This window comes from Neobacillus rhizosphaerae (assembly GCF_937468385.1).
GTDB classification, from domain to species: domain Bacteria; phylum Bacillota; class Bacilli; order Bacillales; family Cytobacillaceae; genus Neobacillus; species Neobacillus rhizosphaerae.
Genome location: NZ_CALBWS010000018.1, coordinates 78,415 through 100,317 on the forward strand (window position 1 = coordinate 78,415; position 21,903 = coordinate 100,317).

Below are 21,903 nucleotides of genomic sequence, written 5' to 3' on the forward strand. Positions count from 1 at the left end.
TCATAGTATCTGTCCCTTTAATCTCAATTATGTTATAAGAAAATGGTAATGAGGTGAATATCATAAAAAAAATGAATGACATTCGTCACTCATTTTTTTAGCTTGGAATGATGCTCAACTTCTTCCGTAATTTCTTTTCACTAAACACCCAGCCTGTATAGGAGCTAATTCGTTTTAAATCACGATCTAATTGAACGACGGCGACAAACGGATAATGCCCATTGCTGCGATAGCGTAAATCAATAAACCGAACTTCATAATAATCATTGTATTCATCGACTTCCCAACGGTAGACTGGGGAAAATGATAAAAAAGCAGAAAGGTTTTTGTCTTTTTTGGCCGCTTCTATTACAGGTGTATTTGGTACTGGGACACGAATAAACCGATCTAAGATTTCAACTTTATCCTTAATGCCCTTGCCAACAAAAAAATGCTCTTGATTCATCGCAGCAATCCGCCATTGATGATACCTCATCGTGGGTGCGATAATGATTTCTGTGGCATCCGGAATAATCGTTCTAACCTCGATCAATACCCTTTTCTTCGCCTGATACCGTTTTAAATAATAGGCGATAATGACGGCATACATCAGCAAAAAGGTAACGCCAGGATTTGCTCCTAAAACCCAAATAATAATACCAAGCACATGAATTCCAAATAAAAACGGATCGAACGTATTAATGACACCTAGAGCAACCCATTTCGATGAAAATGGTCTTAGTGCTTGTGTGCCATAGGCATTAAAGATATCGACAAAAACATGGATAAAAACAGCTGCAAATGTCCATGCCCATAAATGCACTAAATTGGCATTCGGAAAAAATGGATAAATGACGGCCAAAAGGATAATCGGCCATAAAATGACAGCTGGAATAGAATGTGTAACACCACGATGATTGCGAATGTAGATGGCGTTATTTCTTAGCTTCAAAACCGTGTCAATATCTGGTATTTGTGAACCGGCAATTGTCGCAATTAATACACTTGCTGCAGTAGCATGACTGCTTGCAACGGATGGATCAAGCGTAGCAAGACCACCGAGAGCAATGCCCATTACTACATGAGTTCCTGTATCCAAGGAAAATCCTCCTTTAATATGGTCTATTAACATAATCATTGAACTTTGATAACGGATCATTCCGCTTTTCTGCTTGTCAAAATAAACAAATTGAATTATCGTAAAACAAAAATGTCATTTTATTATATTCCCTATTTCATAATTGTTTAACAAACTGGAGGCACAAAAGATATGTTAATTGAACAAGAAAATATAGAAAATATCAATATAAATGCTTTTCAGAATGATTTAATTACCTGGTTTAAAAATGAACAGCGCAACCTTCCATGGCGAAAAGACCAGGATCCCTATAAGGTATGGGTTTCAGAAATTATGTTACAGCAAACAAGGGTTGATACAGTTATCCCATATTTTAATCGCTTTATTGAATGGTTTCCAACCATTGAAGATCTTGCTGAAGCCGAAGAAGATAAGGTACTTAAAGCATGGGAGGGACTTGGATATTATTCAAGGGTTAGAAATTTACAATCAGCTGTTAAAGAGGTTAAGGAGAAATATAATGGAGAAGTACCGAGCTCTCCTGAAGAAATTGCCAGACTTAAAGGAGTTGGTCCATATACTGCAGGTGCCATTTTAAGCATTGCTTACGGAATTCCTGAACCGGCTGTGGATGGCAATGTGATGCGGGTATTATCGCGCATTCTATCTATTTGGGACGATATTGCCAAGCCAGCGACTCGAAAAGTATTTGAAAAAGCAGTCCGTACGTTAATTTCTCATGAAGATCCTTCCGCTTTTAACCAAGCATTAATGGAACTAGGAGCCTTAATATGTACCCCTACTTCTCCTTCCTGTTTATTATGTCCAGTACGTGAACACTGCCAAGGCTTTTATGAAGGGGTACAAAATGAACTCCCGATAAAAACGAAAAAAACGAAGACACGTGACGTCCAGCTTGCAGCGGCAATTGTTTTTGATGAAAGTGGGAAAATATTAATTCATAAACGACCTGAGAGTGGATTGCTTGCAAATTTATGGGAACTTCCAAGTGTCGAGCTACATCATTCTATGCAAAATGAACGGGAACAGGTCATTGATTTATTTAACCAGAACCATAATATTAAAATTAATCTTGAGAAAATTATTGGGCAAATTGAGCATGTTTTTTCACATTTGATTTGGAATATTAGTGTATATACTGGAAAAATAGCTTTCACGCTTCAAGAGAGTGAGGAATGGAAGCTTGTAACCTTTGAAGAACTGGAGGAATTTGCTTTTCCGGTTTCTTCGCAAAAAATGTTCAGACTTTATCAGGAGCAGTTAGAGGAATGAACGCCGTTATTAAACGGCGTTTATTTTTTATCATATAACTTTCATCACAATTAGATAACTTTGATCCCACCGCGATTCTCAATTTCTTTTATAATTTCCCGATGTATCGTTTGACCTTCGCTATTTAAATAAGGAGCAATTTGCTGCAAGGAGAGATGGAAAAAAGCAAGCTCACTCGTTTCCCACTCTGATTTTGCCATCATTGAAAGTTCAGTCATATCTCGTCCTGCATACATATTCTCATTCTTTCTTTCAAATGTTATTTTGCCCTTAGTGTTTAATATTAATTGTCTTCTATTCATGGAAAAGTTAAAATGATAGCATTACTTGAATTAAGAAGGGAATTTAGAAAAATGACACAAAAAGTAGCACTCATTACTGGCAGCAGCCGGGGAATTGGCAAGGCAACTGCACTTAGGCTAGCACAAGAAGGATATGATATTGTCATTAATTATGCGAGAAGTAAAAAGTCTGCTCTTGAGACAGCAGAACAAATAGAATCATTCGGCAGAAAAGCTCTAGTTGTAAAAGCAAACGTTGGTGACACAGCAAAAATAAAAGATATGTTTGCTCAAATTGAAGAAGAATTTGGCCGTTTAGACGTATTCGTTAATAATGCAGCCTCTGGCGTACAGCGTCCAGTTATGGAACTTGAGGAATCACATTGGGATTGGACTTTAAATATCAATAGTAAGGCCCTATTGTTTTGTGCGCAGGAAGCGGCAAAGCTGATGGAAAGAAACGGCGGCGGGAAAATTGTCAGCATTAGTTCTCTGGGGGCAATTCGTTATTTGGAAAATTACACAGTAGTAGGGGTTTCTAAAGCGGCTCTTGAGGCTCTAACACGATATTTAGCCGTTGAATTGGCACCGAAGAATATTGTCGTAAATGCGGTCTCAGGCGGTGCAGTAGATACTGAGGCATTAAAGCATTTTCCAAATCGTGAAGAGCTTCTACAAGAGGCAAAAGACAAAACTCCTGCAGGGAGAATGGTTGAAATTGATGATATGGTCAATTGCGTGATGTTTCTTTTGTCGGATGATTCCAGCATGATCAGGGGGCAAACCATTATAGTTGACGGTGGAATATCATTACTGGTTTAAATAGTTTTTAATTAATTATTTTGGATAATTTCCACGTAGATGGATAAATTAATCTCGTGGAGGTGATTACAATGGCAAAATTCAATCAACAGCCAAACAAAACTTCAGCTGGAACAAATATCCAGGAAGTAAAACAACAAAATTCTCAGGCAGGTGCAGGTGCTGCAGGTGCTGCAGGTGCTGCAGGTCAATTTGGAACTGAATTTGCGAGTGAAACAAATGCTCAAGAGGTAAAAAAACAAAACCAAGCATCAGAAGCTAGTAAAAACCAAAATGCTGGCCAATTCGGTCAACAATAAAATAATACTTAAGAAGAAGGTGCTCTTTTCCATTAAAGGGTGCCTTCTTTCATTGATTAAAGAACTTTGCTTAGCGTCTCGTTCCAGCGATTGTTGATAAACAGGCGCTTCCGCATTTCTATTCTCGACAAAACCTCTCTTTAGTCGACAGAAGTAGTCAAAGGAAATTAGTGTTGGTTAAAGAATACATACTAGGTACGAAAAAATAAGGCGGTGAGGGAAATGAATCATTTTAACCGATTAGTTTCCGAACAAATGGTGACGATGGAAAAATTATTGTACGTTCAAGCAGAGATTGAACGTTGTCAACAAATCGAAAAAGGGCTTCAGACTCTCCAAAATGCCACAGACCTTGAAAGTATTCAGACTGATATTCAATTAATGAAAAAAGAGTTGAAGGAGATTCAGTTAATTTTTGAAAAGCAGACAGAAGAGGTAATAAATTCTTATCTAGAGAAGAACTTAACACCTTCAATGTAATTTGATAAATAAAGATGATGAAAAAAATTCGATAATTTTTACAAAGAGCCATTGAATTATGGCTCTTTTGTTTTAAATTCTGTCCTTAACCGTTATAATAATAGGAAATAGGAATTTTACTTTGTTACCTTTATCGTTATTTATTTGGTTTTTAGAATAGGTTACAAAGCGTTCAGGAATGAAGGTAGGGGAGAACATGGGCGTACCCATCGAAGGAGAACCATTGCAAATACATAGCTATAAGCACAATGGGCACATCCATCGCGTCTGGGAAGAAACAACCGTTTTAAAAGGGTCGCAAAATTTGGTGATTGGTGGAAATGACCGGACACTTGTAACTGAATCAGATGGTAGGACCTGGATTACAAGGGAACCTGCGATATGTTATTTCCATTCGCAATACTGGTTTAATGTAATCGGAATGATTCGTGAGGACGGCATTTATTATTACTGTAATATCAGTTCACCATTCATCTTTGATGGTGAGGCACTAAAGTATATAGACTATGATCTTGATATCAAGGTGTATCCTGATATGACCTTTAATTTACTTGACGAGGATGAATATGAACGCCATCGCCGTGAGATGAATTATCCAGATGTGATTGACCAAATTTTAAAGCGAAATGTTGATAAACTGATTCAGTGGATTCGACAGCGGAAGGGCCCTTTTGCACCAGATTTTATCGATATTTGGTATGAGCGTTATTTAACTTACAGACGTTAGTAGCCTAAACGCCTGTTGATTTTCATATCAACAGGTTTTCGTTTGTTTTGAAACAGAAAAAAAAAGAAATGGGGGGCTAGCTTGAGCAGTATCCGCAGGTACCTTCAATTTGTTAAACCGTATCGCTTGCAAATAATTGGGACAATCATCATTGGTGTGATCAAATTTTCAATACCACTCATTATCCCATTGTTAATTAAGTATGTAGTTGATGATATTGTTGGGAATCATTCGCTTTCTTATGATGAAAAGGTTAATAAACTGATCCTCATCATGGGTGTCATGATTGTAATCTTTGTTATCCTAAGACCGCCCATTGAATATTACCGGCAATATTTCGCCCAGTGGACATCAAGTAAAATCCTCTATGATATTCGTGATACGATGTATACACATATTCAAAAGTTGAGCTTCAAGTATTTTTCAAATACCCGTGTAGGTGAAATTATTTCACGCGTCATTAACGATGTTGAGCAAACAAAAACATTTGTCATTTCAGGTTTAATGAATCTCTGGCTTGATATTGCCACCATCGTCATTGCCATTATTTTTATGTTTTCGATGAATGTAAAACTGACAGTTGTTTCAGTATTACTGTTTCCTCTCTATGCTTTTTCCGTGAGATACTTTTTTGGAAATCTCCGTAAATTAACAAGGAATCGTTCTCAAGCACTTGCCGAAGTTCAAAGCTATTTACATGAACGAGTGCAGGGGATGCCTGTAATCAAGAGTTTTGCGATTGAAGAGTATGAACAAACACAGTTTGATAAGCAAAATAAGAACTTTTTAGAGAAGGCATTGCAGCATACAAGCTGGAATGCGAAGGCCTTTTCAGCTGTTAATACGATTACAGATATTGCTCCAATAATTGTTATTGGCTATTCCGCCTATCTCGTCATTCAGGATCAGTTGTCACTTGGAACGATGGTTGCGTTTTTTGCCTATATTGACAAGCTTTACAATCCATTAAGAAGATTGGTCAATTCGTCAACCACCATTACCCAATCCTTTGCATCCATGGATCGTGTATTTGAATTTTTGGACGAGAAATATGATATTATTGACATTCCGGATGCACGAGTGTGCAGCCAAGTAAATGGCGATATTTCGTTTGAAAAGGTTTCTTTTTCTTACGATAAAAAAGAGGATCTTGTTTTGAAGGACATTTCTTTAGAGGTGAAAAAGGGTGAAACGATTGCGCTGGTAGGTATGAGTGGCGGCGGGAAATCTACCTTCGTTAGTCTGATTCCTCGTTTTTACGATGTAACAAGCGGAAGAATAACCTTAGACGGGGAAGACATCCGGCAATTTAAGGTCCAAACCCTAAGAGATAAAATTGGTGTAGTTTTTCAGGATAATATATTATTTAGCGAATCTGTACGAGATAATATTTTATTAGGAAAACCAAATGCAACTGATGAAGAAGTGTATAGGGCGGCAAAATCGGCCAATGCCCATGAGTTTATATTAAACCTGTCAGACGGCTATAACACTAGGGTAGGAGAACGAGGGGTTAAGCTTTCTGGAGGTCAGAAACAACGGGTTGCGATTGCCCGTGTATTTTTGAAAAATCCCCCTATTTTAATACTTGATGAGGCGACATCGGCACTGGATTTAGAGAGCGAGCATTCCATCCAGGAATCACTAGAGGAACTGGCAAAGGACCGGACCACTTTTATTGTTGCCCATCGGTTATCGACCATCACTCATGCGAATCGGATTGTCCTGATTGAACATGGTCAAATCGTGGAAATAGGGACACATGACGAACTAATGACAAAACAAGGGAATTATTATAAATTATTTCAAGTGCAGCAGCTGGAGCAAACAAAAACCGAAGCAGAATAATGAACTGCCCCGTAAATGTTAGACACCAATCTGACGTTTACGGGGCAGTTCATTATGATCTGACCCAATAAAGTTAGACAAATAATCTGCTTCGGTTTTTCCTATTCTTTTTCCTTATCATCAATCGACACTTCATTATTATGAAAGGAATGAAAGCTAGTAATAAGTGTATCGAGATGCTCAACCTGTTCTCCATAATCAATAATTGAGGCGACAATTTGCATCGTATGATAGAGATGTGGATTATTTTGCTCGGCAAATTCTATTTGATGTGCTAAAAAGAAGTCGAATAATTCTTTTTTATTTAAGTAAACGTTATCCTCAGTGTATGGAGGCGGTGTTGGGATTTTTCCAATGAATCTTAGCAAGACCTGTTCATGATGATAAATAAGGCTATCAACCTGCTCTTGAATCGATTGCTTGAATTTTTCAGGGAGCTGCAACAGCTCGTTTTCAAAACGATGCAGTTTTTTTAAGGTATCAAGGGCTTTTTTAGCAGTTAAGTTCAATTGCCGGTAAATAACCAGCTTTCTTGATTTTTCTGGAAGATCTTTTTTCAAATAACTTCGTTCTTCCTTATACATCTTATAAAACTGCTCCATTGTATTGATGCTTTCTTTTAGTTTCTTTATATCTGTTTTAAGAAGATTATGATCATAATCATGGCGTGTACTTAAGCGAATCCACTTAATAATTTCCTCGGTTGTGCTGACAATTTTAAAATAAAGCTTGTTTTCATACTTTGGTGGCATGAACAAAAGATTAACGATAAACGCAGAAAAAACCCCAATCATGATGGTTAAGAAACGGATACCGGCAAACTGAATAAAGTTCCCGCTCTGTGTTTCCATAATCGATACCAACGTCACGAGTGACAGTCCAATCGTATTCTCCAGTTTAAACTTAAGATTAATAATTATCACAATAATAGCGGCCAATCCAATAACAATAAAATGATTTCCTAACAGGAGGACAAAAATAACAGCAAGCAAAGCGCCAATGATATTTCCCTGAATTTGTTCAATGATTGTTAAATAGGAGCGATAAATGGTCCGTTGAAGCGCAAAAATGGCGGCAATGCCAGCAAATACTGGAGAGGGTGAATGCAACAACTGACTTAAGTATAGGGATAAAACAATTGCTATTCCCGTTTTTAAGATGCGGGCACCTAACTTCATTCCAAATGGTTTCCTTTCAAAAATAATTAATTTTTTTCAATGGTAAGTATTTATGTACTATACATGGATTAAAGCATATTATCAAGAGAAATTATAGGTCTTTGATTCCGAAAAGTTGAAGGAAATCTTGACAAAAAACTATCATGAGCCTCAACTCCCAACCGTACCATGGAAATAAATTTAGAACAAGTAGTAGTCACCTAATAAAGGCGGTGAGAGCAGAGCTAGACTTCACATCTTTCGTCTAGTGAAATGGGTATTTCACTTTAACTGGTTAAAGTGATTCGTTTTTGCGGCGCTCCGCCCCTTTTCCACAAAAAAAGCCCGCTGAAATTAGCGGACTTAAAATCTAGTTCGTACTATCATCACTCCGTTGATACGGATGGGTCAGCTTGTTCCTTAACAGGAAGTACCTGAACAAAATGGTGTTCAGGGGCAGCTAACAAAGCACGTAGCTGATTCGCTTCTTCCCCCTGGCCATTCTCCTCAAGCAGATTCGTATATTTGCCTAAAAGTTCGTTAATATCCTGTTTGCCTTTTTCGTTAATATCCGCAACAGATACTTTGGCACCTTTGGCAATTCTTCGCTTAATTGCTTCTTTGGTAAGACCCATTTCTGGCTGGTGGCGGATATAGATGACACCGCCGGTCATCCCTGCACAAATCCATGGTCCGGGATCTCCTAAAACAAGACCGCGTCCGTTTGTCATGTACTCAAAGGCAAAGCCTTTAATATTAGCATTTGCACCAATATTCCCAGCTTCTTTTTCCGGAAGTGGTTTTTTCAATGCGCCGCCAATGATTAAGTCAGCACCAGAGAGGCGAATTCCAGCTCGAGCATCGGCATTCCCTTGGGCCACGAGAAGCCCTTTTTGTGCACCATATCCAAAGCCCTTTCCTACCGAACCATTAAGGAAGAGACCATTTTTTCCTTTAGATTTCAACACATGGATATTTCCGCCAAAAGAGGTTTTTCCAACACCATCCTGACCGCCGCCATTAACAGTAATTTCGATACCTTCACTATTGTATGCGCCTAAGCCATTTCCAGGAATGGAACCTTCTTTATATTTAAGCTTTACAGGTTTCAACTGCTTGTATGAGCCATCCAGTCTGCCACGAACACGGTGGCAGGAAACTCTGCTTCCCAGTACCCGTTGTTCCGAGGTAACACTGGAGAATTCTCTTGAGGAATGAAGCTGTTCCACACTTTCATCAAGATATTCTGCTCCTGCTGCTACTTGCATTTGAACTTCTTCGATTGATTTCGAAGCTTTTATTTTCGTAAATTGGCTAATTTCCAGTGGTTTTAGCAAATAGGAAAGGCTAAGCTGCTGTCCTCCATTTACTTGCTCCAATAATTCCGAATGACCAACAGCATCCTGTAGATTTCTGATTCCCAATGATGCAGACAGTGCTTTTAATTCACTTCCAAAAGCGGTGAAAAGATTCATGATCCCTTGAACGGCTAATTCTAATTGCCGTGGAACAAAGCGCCTTAGCCCGTGCTCCTTAGCCTGTGCTTCTGATTCAATCTGGGTAGCAATCCCAACATGGCACGTATCCAAATGGCAGCCGCGGCAGGTCGTACAGCCGATAGCAAGCATTGACAATGTTCCAAAGCCGACACGGTTTGCTCCAAGAAGCATGATCTTCATGACATCCATAGCACTCTTCATGCCGCCATCCGCCCAAATTTCTACTTTATGGCGAAGGCCACTCTCAAGCAGGGCATTATGGGCTGCTTTTACGCCAATTTCAACGGGCAATCCCACGAATTGAAGGGCATGGATTCTCGCAGCACCTGTACCGCCATCAAAGCCACTCAAGGTGATAATGTCGGCACCTGCTTTTGCGATACCAACAGCAATTGTTCCAATATTAGGAACGACAGGAACCTTAACAGCAATTTTTGCTTGGTCATTTGCCGTTTTTAATTCAAGAATCATTTGTGCTAAATCTTCGATAGAGTAGATATCATGGTTGTTTGATGGTGAAATCAAATCCGAACCAAGTGTTGCGTTACGTGCTTCAGCGACTTTTGCGGTAACCTTTGAGCCTGGTAGATGACCGCCTTCTCCAGGCTTAGCGCCTTGCCCAATTTTTATTTCTAACAGATTAGAAGAGTTTAGGAGTTCAGCGTTTACTCCGAACCTTCCGGAGGCAATCTGCTGTCCTCTTGTTTTTGGATATTTGCCTAACATATCCTTAATTTCGCCACCTTCACCATTTAAACTAATCATATTTAAACGGTCAGCGCCTTCGGCGTAGGCTCTAAAGGCTGTCTCATTCTGTGAACCAAATGACATCGAAGAAATAAGAAACGGTAAATCATGGTCGCCAACACGTATATCCACATCGTTAGGGGATAAAGGGTTATTGCTCTTTTTTAACTGAACTAGATGGCGGATGGTTGTCGGATTCGCCGCTTCTTGTTCCGAGATTTTATCACGATAAACCTTGTAATCACCAGTTGCAGCAACTTCACCAATTGCCTTCCAAATGCGCGGGAACAGATGGAAGGTTTTTCCGATACGCTCTTTGTCATTTTGGTAATCATCTGCTCTTTTTACAGCATCAAGCTTCATAGCCTCGAAGTCTGCTTCCAATTCTTTTGATCCCAAAAAGTTTACGATGTTTAACACATTTGCAATCTCTTCGTGTAAACCGATGCTTGAGAACAGTCTGCCATAGCCGCGCAGCTCATGGATTCCAATCGTTGAAATTACCTTCTCCAAACCTTTAGTTAGTGCACTATAAAGATTGGTTAGTGGTTTTGTCGATTCATCGAAAACTGTTAAGAACATATAGTATGGGCTGATTAAATCTGCTCCTAATCCAAATGTAGTAATGATGTCATGCAGGGAACGAATCGCAGCTGAACGAAGAACTAAGGAGCAATCCCTTCTTAATTCTGCATTAACTAACGCTTGATCAATCGCAGACGTAATTAAAAGTGGATCCAGCCAATAGAAATCTTCTTGATGTGCTTTTGCATCATCAAGGATAAGCATTGTTTTTCCCGACTTTACTGCTTGAACTGCTTCATCTGCCAGTCTATTTAGTGCAGAATCAATCGATTCGTTTTTATTAAATGTAGTTGAAATAAAGGCAGCTAATTTTTTCTCCTGAAAATGCTGGACAATTTGATCAAAGCTAGGCTGACCTAAGTTCTCCGAACAAGTGAAGCCTGCTTTTCCTTCTAACAAAAGTGGAGTAGTCAGTTCAATTACCGTTTCCGTTTGTTCTTTAAAAAATAGGGTCGGGCGCTTGCCAATAATGACCCTGGTAGAAAAATGCTCTGTTTCCCGGTCACGGTCAATGGCGGGGTTGGTGACCACGGCGACACTTTCCTTAATATAATCAGCAATATTGACTCTCTCAGGATTAAGGGCAGCGAGCGGAGCGTCATGACCGAGTGAACGAATCGGCTCCACACCTTTTTCGGCCATTTGTTCGATTAACTGGATATGATCACGTTCCCAGCCAAAGGCTTTATATTGGCCGTTATGGATTTTATCAGGATAATTCATGGTAATTGTTTTACTTAGTGACGGCGGCTGTAAACGTAATCTAGATCCACTAATATTCACCCGTTGAGAAAAACGGTTATAAACCTTAACCTGATATCGGTCCTGCTCATAAACTTCCAATTTTTCACCGTTCCATTTGAAACCGACCTTCTCACCAGGTGCCAAAGGCTTCGGATCATTCACGTATTCACTGGAAGAGATAATGCCTGGTTCAGAAGAAAATAAATAGGAGCTTTCGGTTTCGAGCATCCAAAGTGGACGAAGGCCAAGTGCATCGACACTAAATACGGCTTCATCACCAAATCTTGAAATAATTCCAGCTGGTCCTTGGGCGAAATGTCCCCAGGCTTCTCTTAAATAGGTGTATAAATCTTGAAGATTTTCAGCATAAGCCTTTATTTCATTGATAATTGGCGGGAACAATAGGTCCATCGCTTCAAATAATGAATAACCATCACGGCAAATTAAAGTTTCCATCGTTCGGCTTAAATCCTGTGAATCACTGCCGTCTTTAACAAGAGGTACACCAATCATTCTCGCTTCATCACGAAGCTTCGAGATCGTATTAATTTCACCATTATGTCCTAAGACACTAAAAGGCTGTACCCGGAAAAAGCTTGAAAGAGTATTGGTAGAATAACGATTATGGCCAAGTGTCATGGTCGATGCAATAAGCGGATTTGCTAAGTCATGATAATAACGTGGGAGAATGTCTCCGGCTCCCATTACTTTATAAACGACATGATTTTGGCTAAGTGAGGCAACATGAACATGTTCGTTCGTTTCAAAATCGACTAAAGTTTCGAATAGGACCCTCGTTAATTCTTGGCCGTTTTTGGATGAAAGACAGGCAAACTGCCAAAAAACCGGATTTTCTTGAATCGCGATTGGGCCGAGGGCTGATGAATCCGTTACTTCATCGGTTTCAAGAACTAGTTCTAATTCATATTTTGCTAGTTTTTTTAGCAATTCTTGTTTAATAGTCGGATACCAGTTTGCTTCTTGACTGATAAATACATGACCAACAGCAAATTCTTCTTTATCGACTAGAAGTGGATCAAGGCCTTTCGCGCGCAATTTTTCCTTCCAGAGCCCTGTTGGAATATCCGTATGAATGCCAACACCGTCTCCTTCTCCATTAATAAAACCGGCACGATGATTCATTGTCCCAAGTGCATTTATGCAATCAAAAATATTTTTTCTCGTTGGCCGTTTGCTCTTTTCAAGGCAAGCGACAATTCCGCACGCATCGTGCTCGTGTTTGTGGAAATCTTTAAAAAGGGAAGGGGTCCATTTTTGTGTCATCTTGTTTGGCTTCATCGGTTCATCCGCTAAAGCCGCTCACCTCCTATGAAACTTTTAGTTTTGGAAAAGGGGCGGAGCGCCGCAAAAACAAATCGCTATATCCAATCGTAGTGAAAAATATACAGATTAGGAGACGAATTAAGTGAAGCTCAGCTCTGCTCACACCGCCTTTATTTTGTTCGTTTATTCTTTGAATGAAGTGCATTTCCAAAGAAGATGGTGGCATGAAATGCAGTAATAAAAGATTAATACTTTAACGAGGTACAAAAGCAAAGGGTAAAATCAAAAATAATAATATAATATTATCATAAGAATTTTCAGAAATCAAATAAATATACATAAATGTGGATGTGGGATTGAGGGTGAAAATGTGGCGCATAAACGTAGAAGTTGTTTATTGTAAGCGGTTCCAAACTAGAAACAAAAATAAAAGGGAGTGATTTCCACTCCCTTTTGTGCATAAAAACTGAATATTTATTCACCCTTCAGTAAGGAAAATGCATTGTTTACTGCATGAAGAGTTGCTTCAATATCTTCTTCGGTATGAGCGATCGTTAGGAACCATGCTTCGTATTTTGATGGTGCAAGATTAATACCCTGATGGAGCATATGCTTAAAGAACCTAGCGAATATTTCACCGTCTGTGTTTTCCGCTTGCTTGTAGTTTTCAATTTTTTCAGTTGTAAAATAAACAGTAAATGCACCCTTCAAACGATTAATGGTGATTTGAATATCATATTTCTTAGCGGCCTCTAAAATTCCATCTTCAAGCATTGCACCTAAACGGTCTAAATAATCATAAATACCGTCTTGCTTTAATACTTCAAGGCAGGCGATTCCGGACAGAATGGATGCAGGATTTCCAGCCATTGTTCCAGCTTGGTAGGCAGGCCCAAGCGGTGCTACTGTTTCCATGATTTCTTTGCGTCCGCCATATGCACCAATTGGCAGGCCGCCGCCAATGATTTTTCCAAGTACAGTTAAATCAGGCTGAATGCCTAATAAATCCTGAGCTCCGCCGTACATAAAACGGAAAGCAGTAATAACTTCATCATAGATTACCAGAGCACCGGCAGCGTGGGTAAGATCATTGACTTGCTGTAGGAAACCTGGTTTTGGCTCCACAATTCCGAAGTTTCCAACGATCGGTTCCACAAGAACTGCTGCAACCTGGGATCCCCATTTTTCTAATGCTTCTTTAAATGGTTCGATATCATTGAAAGGAACTGTTATGACTTCTTGAGCGATACTTTTTGGAACTCCTGCAGAATCTGGTGTTCCAAGCGTTGACGGACCGGAACCGGCAGCAACTAGGACAAGGTCTGAGTGACCATGGTAACAGCCGGCAAACTTAATGATTTTATCGCGTCCGGTATAAGCACGGGCAACACGAATGGTGGTCATCACCGCTTCTGTTCCGGAATTCACGAAACGAACCTTATCTAATGAGGGAATCGCTTCCTTTAACATTTTTGCAAATTTCACTTCATGTGGCGTTGGGGTTCCATAAAGAACACCTGATTCAGCCGCTTTTTTGATTGCTTCTGTAATATGCGGGTGGGCATGTCCGGTAATAATTGGTCCGTATGCTGCAAGGTAATCGATGTACTGGTTGCCATCGACATCCCAAAAGTAAGCACCTTGACCGCGTTCCATTACAACCGGGGCGCCTCCGCCTACTGCCTTATAGGATCGTGATGGGCTGTTTACCCCGCCAACGATATGGTCCAAAGCTTCGCTATGTAGTCGTTCAGAATTTGTAAATTGCACCATTTTTCCTCCTTATATTGTTTCTTTCTTATTTTATCACTTTTTTTTACGACCTTTATCTATTTCAACTTTTAAAAAATTTAATAAAGTGCAGGACAGTTGTTTTAACATCTCGATTTAGCTAAACTAATTCATTAGGGTAAGTATCGGGAGGTAAAGAATGAATAATGCGATTGAAGTACAAAAATTAAGAAAAGAATTTAAAGCCTATTCAAGTCGGTCCGGCTTAACTGGTGCGTTTAGAGATTTATTCACGAGAAACTATAAAATTGCCCCGGCTGTTAATGATATTAGTTTTTCTGTGAAAAAAGGTGAAATGGTTGGTTATATTGGCGAAAATGGCGCTGGAAAGTCCACGACCATCAAAATGTTGACGGGTATTTTAACGCCTACTTCCGGGCAAATCAGTGTTAATGGCATGAATCCACACAAAGAGCGGGAGAAATTTGTGCAAACCATCGGCGTTGTTTTCGGCCAGCGGTCTCAATTATGGTGGGATATCGCCGTTCAGGAGTCATTCAGGTTGTTGAAAAAAGTTTATAAAGTGTCGGATCAACAATATGACGAGCATATGAATCATGTCATTAAAACCTTGGATATTGAGCCACTTCTTGATAAGCCTGTTCGTAAACTATCACTTGGTCAAAGAATGCGATGTGAACTGGCGGCAGCATTAATTCACAATCCGCCGTTACTGTTCTTAGATGAGCCAACGATTGGCTTGGATGTTTTGGTGAAGTTAAAAATCCGGGAATTTTTAAAAGAAATCAACGAGAAATATAACACGACGATTCTTCTCACCACGCATGACCTATCTGACATTGAAGCATTGTGCGAGCGGGTCATTATGCTTGATGAAGGAAAGGTGATTTATGATGGGGCTCTTAAGAATTTAAAGGAGACTTTGGGCGAAGGAAAACAACTGCAGTTTCAGTTTCTTGAAAAAGTGGATCTCATCACGGTTAAACATTTAACAAACGGTATGCCGGTGAAGTGGGAATGGGATGAAAAGGAACAGATTTTTACTGCAAATATCGAAGACAGCGATGAACTTATATCACAGGTCATTGCTCAGGTTGCTGCCGCTTATAAAATAAAAGATATAAAAATTAACGAGACCTCTACAGAGGAAATCATACGCAATATTTATGAAAAGGGTGCGGTAGAAGTTGGATAAATATTTAGAAATGATAAGAATCCGCTTTTTAATGATGCTTGCCTACCGGACAAATTATTATACTGGGATTCTTATCTATGCCATTAACATCGGGGCTTATTATTTTTTATGGACAGCGATTTATGGTGGGAAGGAGCAAATTCAGGGGCTCTCCGTTGTGCAAATGACCACCTATGTAGCGATTTCCTGGATGGCCCGAGCGTTTTACTTCAACAATCTTGACCGTGAAATGGCCATGGAAATCATGGAGGGGAAAGTTGCGGTAGAACTAATTAGACCCTACAATTATCTCGGAATGAAAACGATGCAAGGGTTGGGGGAAGGGATATTTCGCCTATTTTTCTTCTCAGCACCAGGACTGGTCATTGTTTATTTTGTTTTTCCTATCCGGTTTACGTGGGACCTAAGCGTGTGGGGGTTATTTGCCATCTCCATCCTGCTGAGCTTTTTAATTAATACGCAACTAAATTTATTAACGGGGATAACGACTTTCTTCTTATATAATAATACAGGTCTGATTCGGGCCAAACGCGTTGTCATTGATTTGTTTTCCGGCCTACTCCTGCCAATTAGTTTTTTTCCTGGCTGGGCACAAGGTATCATGAAATTCCTTCCTTTTCAAGGTATTAGCTATATACCGAGTATGATTTTTACGAAAGGCTTTTCACATCAGCAGACAATCGAAGCGCTTGGCCAGCAGCTATTATGGGTAATTATATTAATGATCCCGATCCAATTTCTCTGGCATGTGGCGAAGAAACAGCTGGTTATTCAAGGGGGGTAAATGTTGTTTTACATATCGATGTTTTTCCAATATCTTTCGCAGTATTTAAAAACAAGACTGCAATATCGGGCTGACTTGTTTGTTGAGTTTTTCTCGGATTTACTTTCACAGGCTATCAATCTGGTCTTTATATTAGTCGTTTTTGGCCACACTAATTCGCTGCATGGCTGGAACCGGGATGAAATAATTTTTATTTATGGCTTTTTCTTAGTTCCTTATGCGGTCTTTTCTGCCTTTTTTAATATTTGGGATTTTAATGAACGATATATCGTGAAGGGGGAATTCGACCGGATTTTAACAAGACCCATCCATAGTCTGTTTCAAATCATTCTTGAACGGCTTGAACTGGAATCCTTAATCGGCGCAATTACTGGGCTTGCAGTCATGTTTTATGCCGGCATCAGGCTTGGCCTTAAGTTGAACTGGTATGATCCGTTTCTATTTATTGTTTTTGTTATCGGTGGAGCGCTTGTTTATGGTGGGGTTTTTATTATGCTAGCGTGCATAAGCTTTTGGGCCGATGCACGAACGTCCCTCATGCCGATGATGTACAATATTAGTAACTACGGCAGGTACCCGGTTAATATTTATAATAAATTAATCCGCTTTGTGTTAACCTGGATATTGCCGTTTGCTTTCGTTGGCGTTTACCCCGCTGCCTTTTTTCTCGGAAAAAAAGAATGGTTTTGGTATTCGTTTTTAACACCAGTGATTGGCATAACCTTTTTTATTCTTTCCGTTCTCTTATGGAATCAAGGGGTCAAAAAATATCGGGGAGCAGGGAATTAACGAAGCAATAGTTGACCATGAATAGTTGAGCTTGAATTTTTTAATAAAATGAAACCAGGCTTTTGCCTGGTTTTTGATATTTTATGGTCCAAGCCTGCATAGAAATAGAATAACTCTCGTTGAAATCAGAGGTGGTTTTTAATGTTCTATTTCTTGCTACCAATCGTAATTTTTTGCATTTTCATGAGTATCCGAACATTGTTTGTACCAAATACTGTTAAGGGTAAGATGGTATCGATTCATAATTTTTTTTATCTGGGAATGTGCTACCTAACTGTCATCATTGGTTATGGTCTTATTTATTTGCTCTTTGAATTGATGGGAATGTCTGTACTGGTGGAAGCAAATAAAGAAAGTGGGAATCATAATTTTTTTGAAACAAGTTTTTATTTTAGTGCAATGATGTTGTTTTCTGTAGGTAATGGAGATGTTGTCCCACATGGGATTGGTAGATTTATTGCTGTTACTGAAGCGTTAATTGGCTATACTTTACCGGCAGCCTTTGTTGCCAGAGTCATGTTTGAACGTGAAAAATAAAGCTTTTCGTGCAGAAAAGTTGTTTTGTTTTCCAACTTTGGTTAGGCTATTGATAGGAATATTTTACAAGGTGGAGTGAATAAGATGACAGTTCAAATTGGAAAACAGGCACCCGATTTTAGATTAGAAGCAAATAACGGTGAAACAGTATCATTAGCAAATTTTAAAGGGAAAAATGTAGTGCTTTATTTTTATCCCAAGGACATGACACCAGGGTGCACAACAGAAGCATGTGATTTTCGAGACCAAGCTCACCAATTTAATGACGTGAATGCTGTTATCTTGGGTGTAAGTCCGGATCCAGTTGAACGCCATCAAAAGTTTGTCGAGAAATATGGACTGCCATTCATGCTACTTGCAGATACGGACCACCAAATGGCCGAAGACTATGGAGTTTGGAAACTAAAGAAGAATTTTGGAAAAGAATACATGGGAATTGAGAGATCTACTTTTATAATTGATAAAGAAGGTAAAATCGTCAAGGAATGGAGAAAGGTTCAAGTGAAGGGGCATGTTGAAGAGGCATTATCTTTTATTCGAGAAAACTTATAATTCACATTTTTTAAGCCTATTTTCGCGATAAAAGGCATTTGTCCAATGCAACTAAACGTGATTTGAATATCATTTTATTAGGGCATACCTCCTCAGATAAATTTTGGGTCCATAGTGGCCCTTTTTTTTTTGCTTAAAATAGGATTTCTTTATTTCAAGTTTTCTTAATATATATAGGTGATATGATGAAGAAAATATTTACTTTCTGTCTGTCAAAGGAGAAGGAGTCATTGTGTAGTAAAAAACTTCATCGATATCATAGGGGGATATAAAATGAAAATCTATACCAAAACAGGTGATAAGGGAACAACTTCTCTCATTTACGGACAAAGGGTGGCAAAGAACGACTTACGAGTGGAAGCCTACGGGACTTGTGATGAAACCAATTCTCTAATTGGACTTGCGCTAAGTCATTTAAATAAGGAAAATTTTCAAGGGAAAGAAATAATTGAAAAGGTATATCATAAAATACAAACAAATCTTTTTCATGTTGGTGCAGAATTAGCGACCCCAAAAGGAAAGATAGTAAAATGGTCGCTTGATTCATCAGATATTGAGGAAATGGAAAAACAAATTGATGATTGGAACGCAGTGCTTCCGGAATTAACAAATTTTATTTTGCCTGGGGGACATCCTGCTGGGTCTGCCTTTCATGTGGCACGAACAACTGCAAGGAGATCGGAAAGATGTGCGGTTTCTTTAGGTGAGGATGTAAATCCCCTTGTTTTGGCCTATTTAAATCGGCTTTCAGATTTATTGTTTGTGACCGCTCGTTATGTGAATCATCAGCTAGGGGCAGTTGAAAAGACATTGCATAGTTAAAAAAAGAAACATTCCTGTTTGTCCTGCATTTACGGGCAGTAAGACCCTACTTCAAGACTTAAAGGGAACAAAAAAGGATAGGTAGGGGGGACAACTGCCCGTAAAAGCCCGATTGGTTCAACTAACAATCAATGGATAAAGGCATTCCACTGATTGAAGTTTCACTTTATTAGATTACAATATTGACAAAAGTATAAATTAGTTAGTAAAATTAATTATAACAATTATAATCTAAGAATATTTTTTAGAAAGAAGGTGCATGGCGATGAATCAGTTAAAAGAAGCGTTGGATACCTTAAAGGATACAGGGGTACGAATTACTCCACAACGTCATGCGATACTTGAATATTTAATAAACTCGATGTCACATCCCACGGCTGACGATATTTATAAGGCCTTAGAAGGGAAATTTCCTAATATGAGCGTGGCAACAGTTTACAATAATTTACGAGTATTTCGTGAAGTAGGTCTTGTCAAGGAATTAACTTATGGTGATGCATCAGCCCGTTTCGATTTTGTTACATCACATCATTATCATGTCATTTGTGAAAAGTGCGGGAAAATAGTTGATTTTCATTACCCGGGCTTAGATGAAGTAGAGCATCTAGCTTCACATGTGACAGGCTTTAAAGTTGAAAACCACCGTATGGAAATTTATGGTACATGTCCAGATTGTGAAAGTAAAGAGGTACATTAATTTGGATGGAATGAAGGCTGATTATAAAAAAATCAGCTCTTTTTTTCTGTGAAAAAAGGATGACTTAAACCTTCGCGGCTTGCAAGCCTGGAGGTTTAAGTCATCCTCTATTTATTTTCCCTACTTCTTATTATAGGTTTCATCAAATTCTTTTCCTATTAGATTAGGATCGAGGGTTAAGGGTTCACGACAATACATACACATATCTACTCTGCCCAGCATTTTTGTCGTTTTTCCACAGCTCGGACACTTTACTTGAATGGTTTTTGTCGATAACATGCCAATCCAGAAATAAATGACTGTACTGGCGATAATGAAAAGTAGACCAAAAAGCATAAAGATGGTCATAATAAGTGGTGAAGTACGAAAATAGATACCGGCATACATCACAATTAAGCCGATAAAAATTAATGATAAAGCAAAGGAACGAATTTTATTTATTTTACTCGAATATTTAGCCATGTTACTCCCTCCTAGTGAAAACTATACCATATTTACGAGGAGAGAAAAAATGAGAGGAAGAGAATGTCGAAATTTGTCTTTGAAGAAAACAGGAAATTTCATTTCGTTGTCGAACATATTATACTACATGAAAAAAATGGAGGAATGATGAATGGAAGACATCCTTCGGCCTATTTATCAAGAAAGGGCGAGTCAGACCAATACTCTTGGAGTCTTGTTGGTTGAAAAAAAACTAAAATTAAGTCATATAACAGATTCGTTTGATGTCATATTATTGGTTATCGTAAAAGAAGCAGAGCAGCCCTTATTTATTAAACAGTATTCGTACAACCACCAAAAGGCAGCGATGCATATCATTACCGAAGCGCAGCTGCAAGAATGGTTATTGTTAGGGACGAATCGAAGAATATTTGAATGGCTTCAGGATGCCAAAATAATTTTCGACCGGAACGAATACGTTGAAAATTTAAAAACGGAACTGCGGGAATTTCCTTTTAATGGACGTAAAATAAAAATGGGCTTAGAATTTGCCAAATTAATTCGTCGTTATGTCGATGGAAAAGCTTTATTTGAAAGTAAACAATTTTTGGATGCTTATAATTATGTTGTTCATTCCTTACACCATCTTGCAAGATTAGCGGTAATAGAGAACGGTCTTCACCCAGAGCTTACAGTATGGCATCAAGTAAAACAAATTGAACCAGAAATATATAAATTATATGAAGAATTGGTTAAAAGTGAGGAAACGCTTGAGAAAAGACTTGAACTTTTGTTTTTAGCAAGTGAGTTTATGATTCATTCTAGAACAAATATTGGCACATCACATCTATTGGAAGTACTAAGTGGTAAGGAATATTGGTCTTTTAATGAGATCATGAATGAAAAAGATTTAATGCCTTATTCTGTTGATCTGGCTGTGCTTATTGAATATTTAATTGAAAAACATTTGATAGATGTGGTTAATATTGAAACGAAGGGGCAAGGGGTTTTTCATCGCTGCTATTGTGTTCATGAAAAATTATCGTAAAAAAACAAAAAAAGGTATTGACCTTTTTTCTCATACTTGGTATATTAATAACCGTCGCTGCGAAACGTTGTTACAAAGCTTTCGTAAGTGGCGGTTTTGAAAAAAAGAAATTGACATCACCAAGTGTTGTATGTTATATTAAAAAAGTCGCTTATGAGCGATGAAGAAAATTGTCCTTTGAAAACTAAACAAACAAAAACGTCAACAAACAAAAAAATATTAGTTTTATTTGAAACTAAGCCAACGTAACTTTTATGAGCTAATCAACTTTCTTGGAGAGTTTGATCCTGGCTCAGGACGAACGCTGGCGGCGTGCCTAATACATGCAAGTCGAGCGAATCTTTAGGAGCTTGCTCCTAATGGTTAGCGGCGGACGGGTGAGTAACACGTGGGCAACCTGCCTGTAAGACTGGGATAACTTCGGGAAACCGGAGCTAATACCGGATAATCCTTTCCAACACAT

20 protein-coding genes and 1 rRNA gene are annotated in these 21,903 nt (G+C 38.8%); 15 read left to right on the forward strand and 6 right to left on the reverse strand.

From position 1 onward, the window contains the following. Positions 1-97: 97 nt before the first annotated feature. Positions 98-1,078 (reverse strand): metal-dependent hydrolase, encoded by a 981-nt coding sequence (locus M5A78_RS14240; protein WP_248735939.1) that lies wholly within the window; start codon positions 1,076-1,078, stop codon positions 98-100. Between the two features lie 171 nt (positions 1,079-1,249). Here M5A78_RS14240 and mutY point away from each other — a divergent pair, with 171 nt between their 5' ends. Next, on the forward strand, positions 1,250-2,350 hold the full coding sequence (gene mutY / locus M5A78_RS14245) for an A/G-specific adenine glycosylase (RefSeq protein WP_248735940.1): 1,101 nt from the start codon (positions 1,250-1,252) through the stop codon (positions 2,348-2,350). Between the two features lie 50 nt (positions 2,351-2,400). Here mutY and M5A78_RS14250 read toward each other — a convergent pair whose 3' ends face one another. Further along, a complete protein-coding gene (locus M5A78_RS14250; protein WP_248735941.1) occupies positions 2,401-2,586 on the reverse strand; it encodes a hypothetical protein in 186 nt (61 codons plus the stop codon). A gap of 117 nt (positions 2,587-2,703) precedes the next feature. Here M5A78_RS14250 and fabL point away from each other — a divergent pair, with 117 nt between their 5' ends. The 5 genes from fabL (at position 2,704) to M5A78_RS14275 (ending at position 6,807) form a co-directional block, all read left to right on the forward strand. After that, positions 2,704-3,453 (forward strand): enoyl-[acyl-carrier-protein] reductase FabL, encoded by a 750-nt coding sequence (gene fabL, locus M5A78_RS14255; protein ID WP_248735942.1) that lies wholly within the window; start codon positions 2,704-2,706, stop codon positions 3,451-3,453. 71 nt (positions 3,454-3,524) lie between these two features. Beyond that, positions 3,525-3,752 (forward strand): gamma-type small acid-soluble spore protein, encoded by a 228-nt coding sequence (locus M5A78_RS14260; protein WP_248735943.1) that lies wholly within the window; start codon positions 3,525-3,527, stop codon positions 3,750-3,752. A 222-nt stretch (positions 3,753-3,974) separates the two neighbouring features. Beyond that, on the forward strand, positions 3,975-4,232 hold the full coding sequence (locus M5A78_RS14265) for a YgaB family protein (RefSeq protein ID WP_248735944.1): 258 nt from the start codon (positions 3,975-3,977) through the stop codon (positions 4,230-4,232). A 196-nt stretch (positions 4,233-4,428) separates the two neighbouring features. Continuing rightward, positions 4,429-4,959 (forward strand): nucleoside tri-diphosphate phosphatase, encoded by a 531-nt coding sequence (ntdP, locus tag M5A78_RS14270; RefSeq protein ID WP_248735945.1) that lies wholly within the window; start codon positions 4,429-4,431, stop codon positions 4,957-4,959. An 81-nt stretch (positions 4,960-5,040) separates the two neighbouring features. Beyond that, on the forward strand, positions 5,041-6,807 hold the full coding sequence (locus M5A78_RS14275) for an ABC transporter ATP-binding protein (RefSeq protein WP_248735946.1): 1,767 nt from the start codon (positions 5,041-5,043) through the stop codon (positions 6,805-6,807). A 101-nt stretch (positions 6,808-6,908) separates the two neighbouring features. Here M5A78_RS14275 and M5A78_RS14280 read toward each other — a convergent pair whose 3' ends face one another. The 3 genes from M5A78_RS14280 to M5A78_RS14290 form a co-directional block, all read right to left on the reverse strand. Beyond that, positions 6,909-7,985: an FUSC family protein gene (locus M5A78_RS14280; protein WP_248735947.1), complete on the reverse strand. Its 1,077-nt coding sequence runs from the start codon at positions 7,983-7,985 to the stop codon at positions 6,909-6,911. Between the two features lie 365 nt (positions 7,986-8,350). Continuing rightward, complete coding sequence (locus M5A78_RS14285) at positions 8,351-12,823, reverse strand: glutamate synthase-related protein (protein ID WP_248735961.1); 4,473 nt, start codon at positions 12,821-12,823, stop codon at positions 8,351-8,353. Between the two features lie 474 nt (positions 12,824-13,297). Continuing rightward, positions 13,298-14,593, reverse strand: coding sequence for a glutamate-1-semialdehyde 2,1-aminomutase (locus M5A78_RS14290; protein WP_312472543.1), 1,296 nt, complete (start codon positions 14,591-14,593; stop codon positions 13,298-13,300). A 160-nt stretch (positions 14,594-14,753) separates the two neighbouring features. Between M5A78_RS14290 and M5A78_RS14295 the strand changes: the two genes are divergently transcribed. The 7 genes from M5A78_RS14295 to perR all read left to right on the forward strand — a co-directional run bounded on the left by M5A78_RS14295 (position 14,754) and on the right by perR (position 19,951). Then, positions 14,754-15,770 carry an ABC transporter ATP-binding protein gene (locus M5A78_RS14295; protein WP_248735949.1) on the forward strand — a complete coding sequence of 339 codons (1,017 nt, stop codon included), beginning with the start codon at positions 14,754-14,756 and terminating at the stop codon, positions 15,768-15,770. Next, entirely contained in the window at positions 15,763-16,554 is a 792-nt protein-coding gene (locus tag M5A78_RS14300; protein WP_248735950.1) for an ABC transporter permease, read from the forward strand. Before M5A78_RS14295 ends, M5A78_RS14300 begins: the two co-directional genes overlap by 8 nt. Positions 16,555-16,557: 3 nt before the next feature. After that, the gene (locus tag M5A78_RS14305; RefSeq protein ID WP_248735962.1) at positions 16,558-17,343 is read left to right on the forward strand and encodes an ABC transporter permease; all 786 of its coding nucleotides are present in this window, start codon (positions 16,558-16,560) and stop codon (positions 17,341-17,343) included. A 141-nt stretch (positions 17,344-17,484) separates the two neighbouring features. Continuing rightward, positions 17,485-17,880 carry an ion channel gene (locus M5A78_RS14310; RefSeq protein WP_248735951.1) on the forward strand — a complete coding sequence of 132 codons (396 nt, stop codon included), beginning with the start codon at positions 17,485-17,487 and terminating at the stop codon, positions 17,878-17,880. 84 nt (positions 17,881-17,964) lie between these two features. Then, positions 17,965-18,432, forward strand: a complete 468-nt coding sequence (bcp, locus tag M5A78_RS14315; RefSeq protein ID WP_248735952.1) for a thioredoxin-dependent thiol peroxidase — start codon at positions 17,965-17,967, stop codon at positions 18,430-18,432. Between the two features lie 273 nt (positions 18,433-18,705). Then, positions 18,706-19,254 (forward strand): cob(I)yrinic acid a,c-diamide adenosyltransferase, encoded by a 549-nt coding sequence (locus tag M5A78_RS14320; RefSeq protein WP_248735953.1) that lies wholly within the window; start codon positions 18,706-18,708, stop codon positions 19,252-19,254. A gap of 259 nt (positions 19,255-19,513) precedes the next feature. Further along, on the forward strand, positions 19,514-19,951 hold the full coding sequence (perR, locus tag M5A78_RS14325) for a peroxide-responsive transcriptional repressor PerR (protein WP_248735954.1): 438 nt from the start codon (positions 19,514-19,516) through the stop codon (positions 19,949-19,951). A 120-nt stretch (positions 19,952-20,071) separates the two neighbouring features. Here perR and M5A78_RS14330 read toward each other — a convergent pair whose 3' ends face one another. After that, entirely contained in the window at positions 20,072-20,413 is a 342-nt protein-coding gene (locus tag M5A78_RS14330) for a YgzB family protein (RefSeq protein WP_248735955.1), read from the reverse strand. Between the two features lie 151 nt (positions 20,414-20,564). Between M5A78_RS14330 and M5A78_RS14335 the strand changes: the two genes are divergently transcribed. Both M5A78_RS14335 and M5A78_RS14340 read left to right on the forward strand, forming a co-directional pair. Further along, the gene (locus tag M5A78_RS14335) at positions 20,565-21,440 is read left to right on the forward strand and encodes a nucleotidyltransferase-like protein (protein ID WP_248735956.1); all 876 of its coding nucleotides are present in this window, start codon (positions 20,565-20,567) and stop codon (positions 21,438-21,440) included. A 269-nt stretch (positions 21,441-21,709) separates the two neighbouring features. Continuing rightward, positions 21,710-21,903, forward strand: a 16S ribosomal RNA gene (locus M5A78_RS14340); the annotation flags it as partial.

Excerpts from the sequence above, each read along its gene's own strand:
- mutY (WP_248735940.1), top strand. The coding sequence starts at position 1,250 with ATGTTAATTGAACAAGAAAATATAGAAAATATCAATATAAATGCTTTT.
- M5A78_RS14250 (WP_248735941.1), bottom strand. The coding sequence starts at position 2,586 with ATGTATGCAGGACGAGATATGACTGAACTTTCAATGATGGCAAAATCA.
- fabL (WP_248735942.1), top strand. The coding sequence starts at position 2,704 with ATGACACAAAAAGTAGCACTCATTACTGGCAGCAGCCGGGGAATTGGC.
- M5A78_RS14260 (WP_248735943.1), top strand. The coding sequence starts at position 3,525 with ATGGCAAAATTCAATCAACAGCCAAACAAAACTTCAGCTGGAACAAAT.
- M5A78_RS14265 (WP_248735944.1), top strand. The coding sequence starts at position 3,975 with ATGAATCATTTTAACCGATTAGTTTCCGAACAAATGGTGACGATGGAA.
- ntdP (WP_248735945.1), top strand. The coding sequence starts at position 4,429 with ATGGGCGTACCCATCGAAGGAGAACCATTGCAAATACATAGCTATAAG.
- M5A78_RS14280 (WP_248735947.1), bottom strand. The coding sequence starts at position 7,985 with ATGAAGTTAGGTGCCCGCATCTTAAAAACGGGAATAGCAATTGTTTTA.
- M5A78_RS14285 (WP_248735961.1), bottom strand. The coding sequence starts at position 12,823 with ATGACACAAAAATGGACCCCTTCCCTTTTTAAAGATTTCCACAAACAC.
- M5A78_RS14295 (WP_248735949.1), top strand. The coding sequence starts at position 14,754 with ATGAATAATGCGATTGAAGTACAAAAATTAAGAAAAGAATTTAAAGCC.
- M5A78_RS14310 (WP_248735951.1), top strand. The coding sequence starts at position 17,485 with ATGTTCTATTTCTTGCTACCAATCGTAATTTTTTGCATTTTCATGAGT.
- bcp (WP_248735952.1), top strand. The coding sequence starts at position 17,965 with ATGACAGTTCAAATTGGAAAACAGGCACCCGATTTTAGATTAGAAGCA.
- M5A78_RS14320 (WP_248735953.1), top strand. The coding sequence starts at position 18,706 with ATGAAAATCTATACCAAAACAGGTGATAAGGGAACAACTTCTCTCATT.
- perR (WP_248735954.1), top strand. The coding sequence starts at position 19,514 with ATGGCGATGAATCAGTTAAAAGAAGCGTTGGATACCTTAAAGGATACA.
- M5A78_RS14330 (WP_248735955.1), bottom strand. The coding sequence starts at position 20,413 with ATGGCTAAATATTCGAGTAAAATAAATAAAATTCGTTCCTTTGCTTTA.
- M5A78_RS14335 (WP_248735956.1), top strand. The coding sequence starts at position 20,565 with ATGGAAGACATCCTTCGGCCTATTTATCAAGAAAGGGCGAGTCAGACC.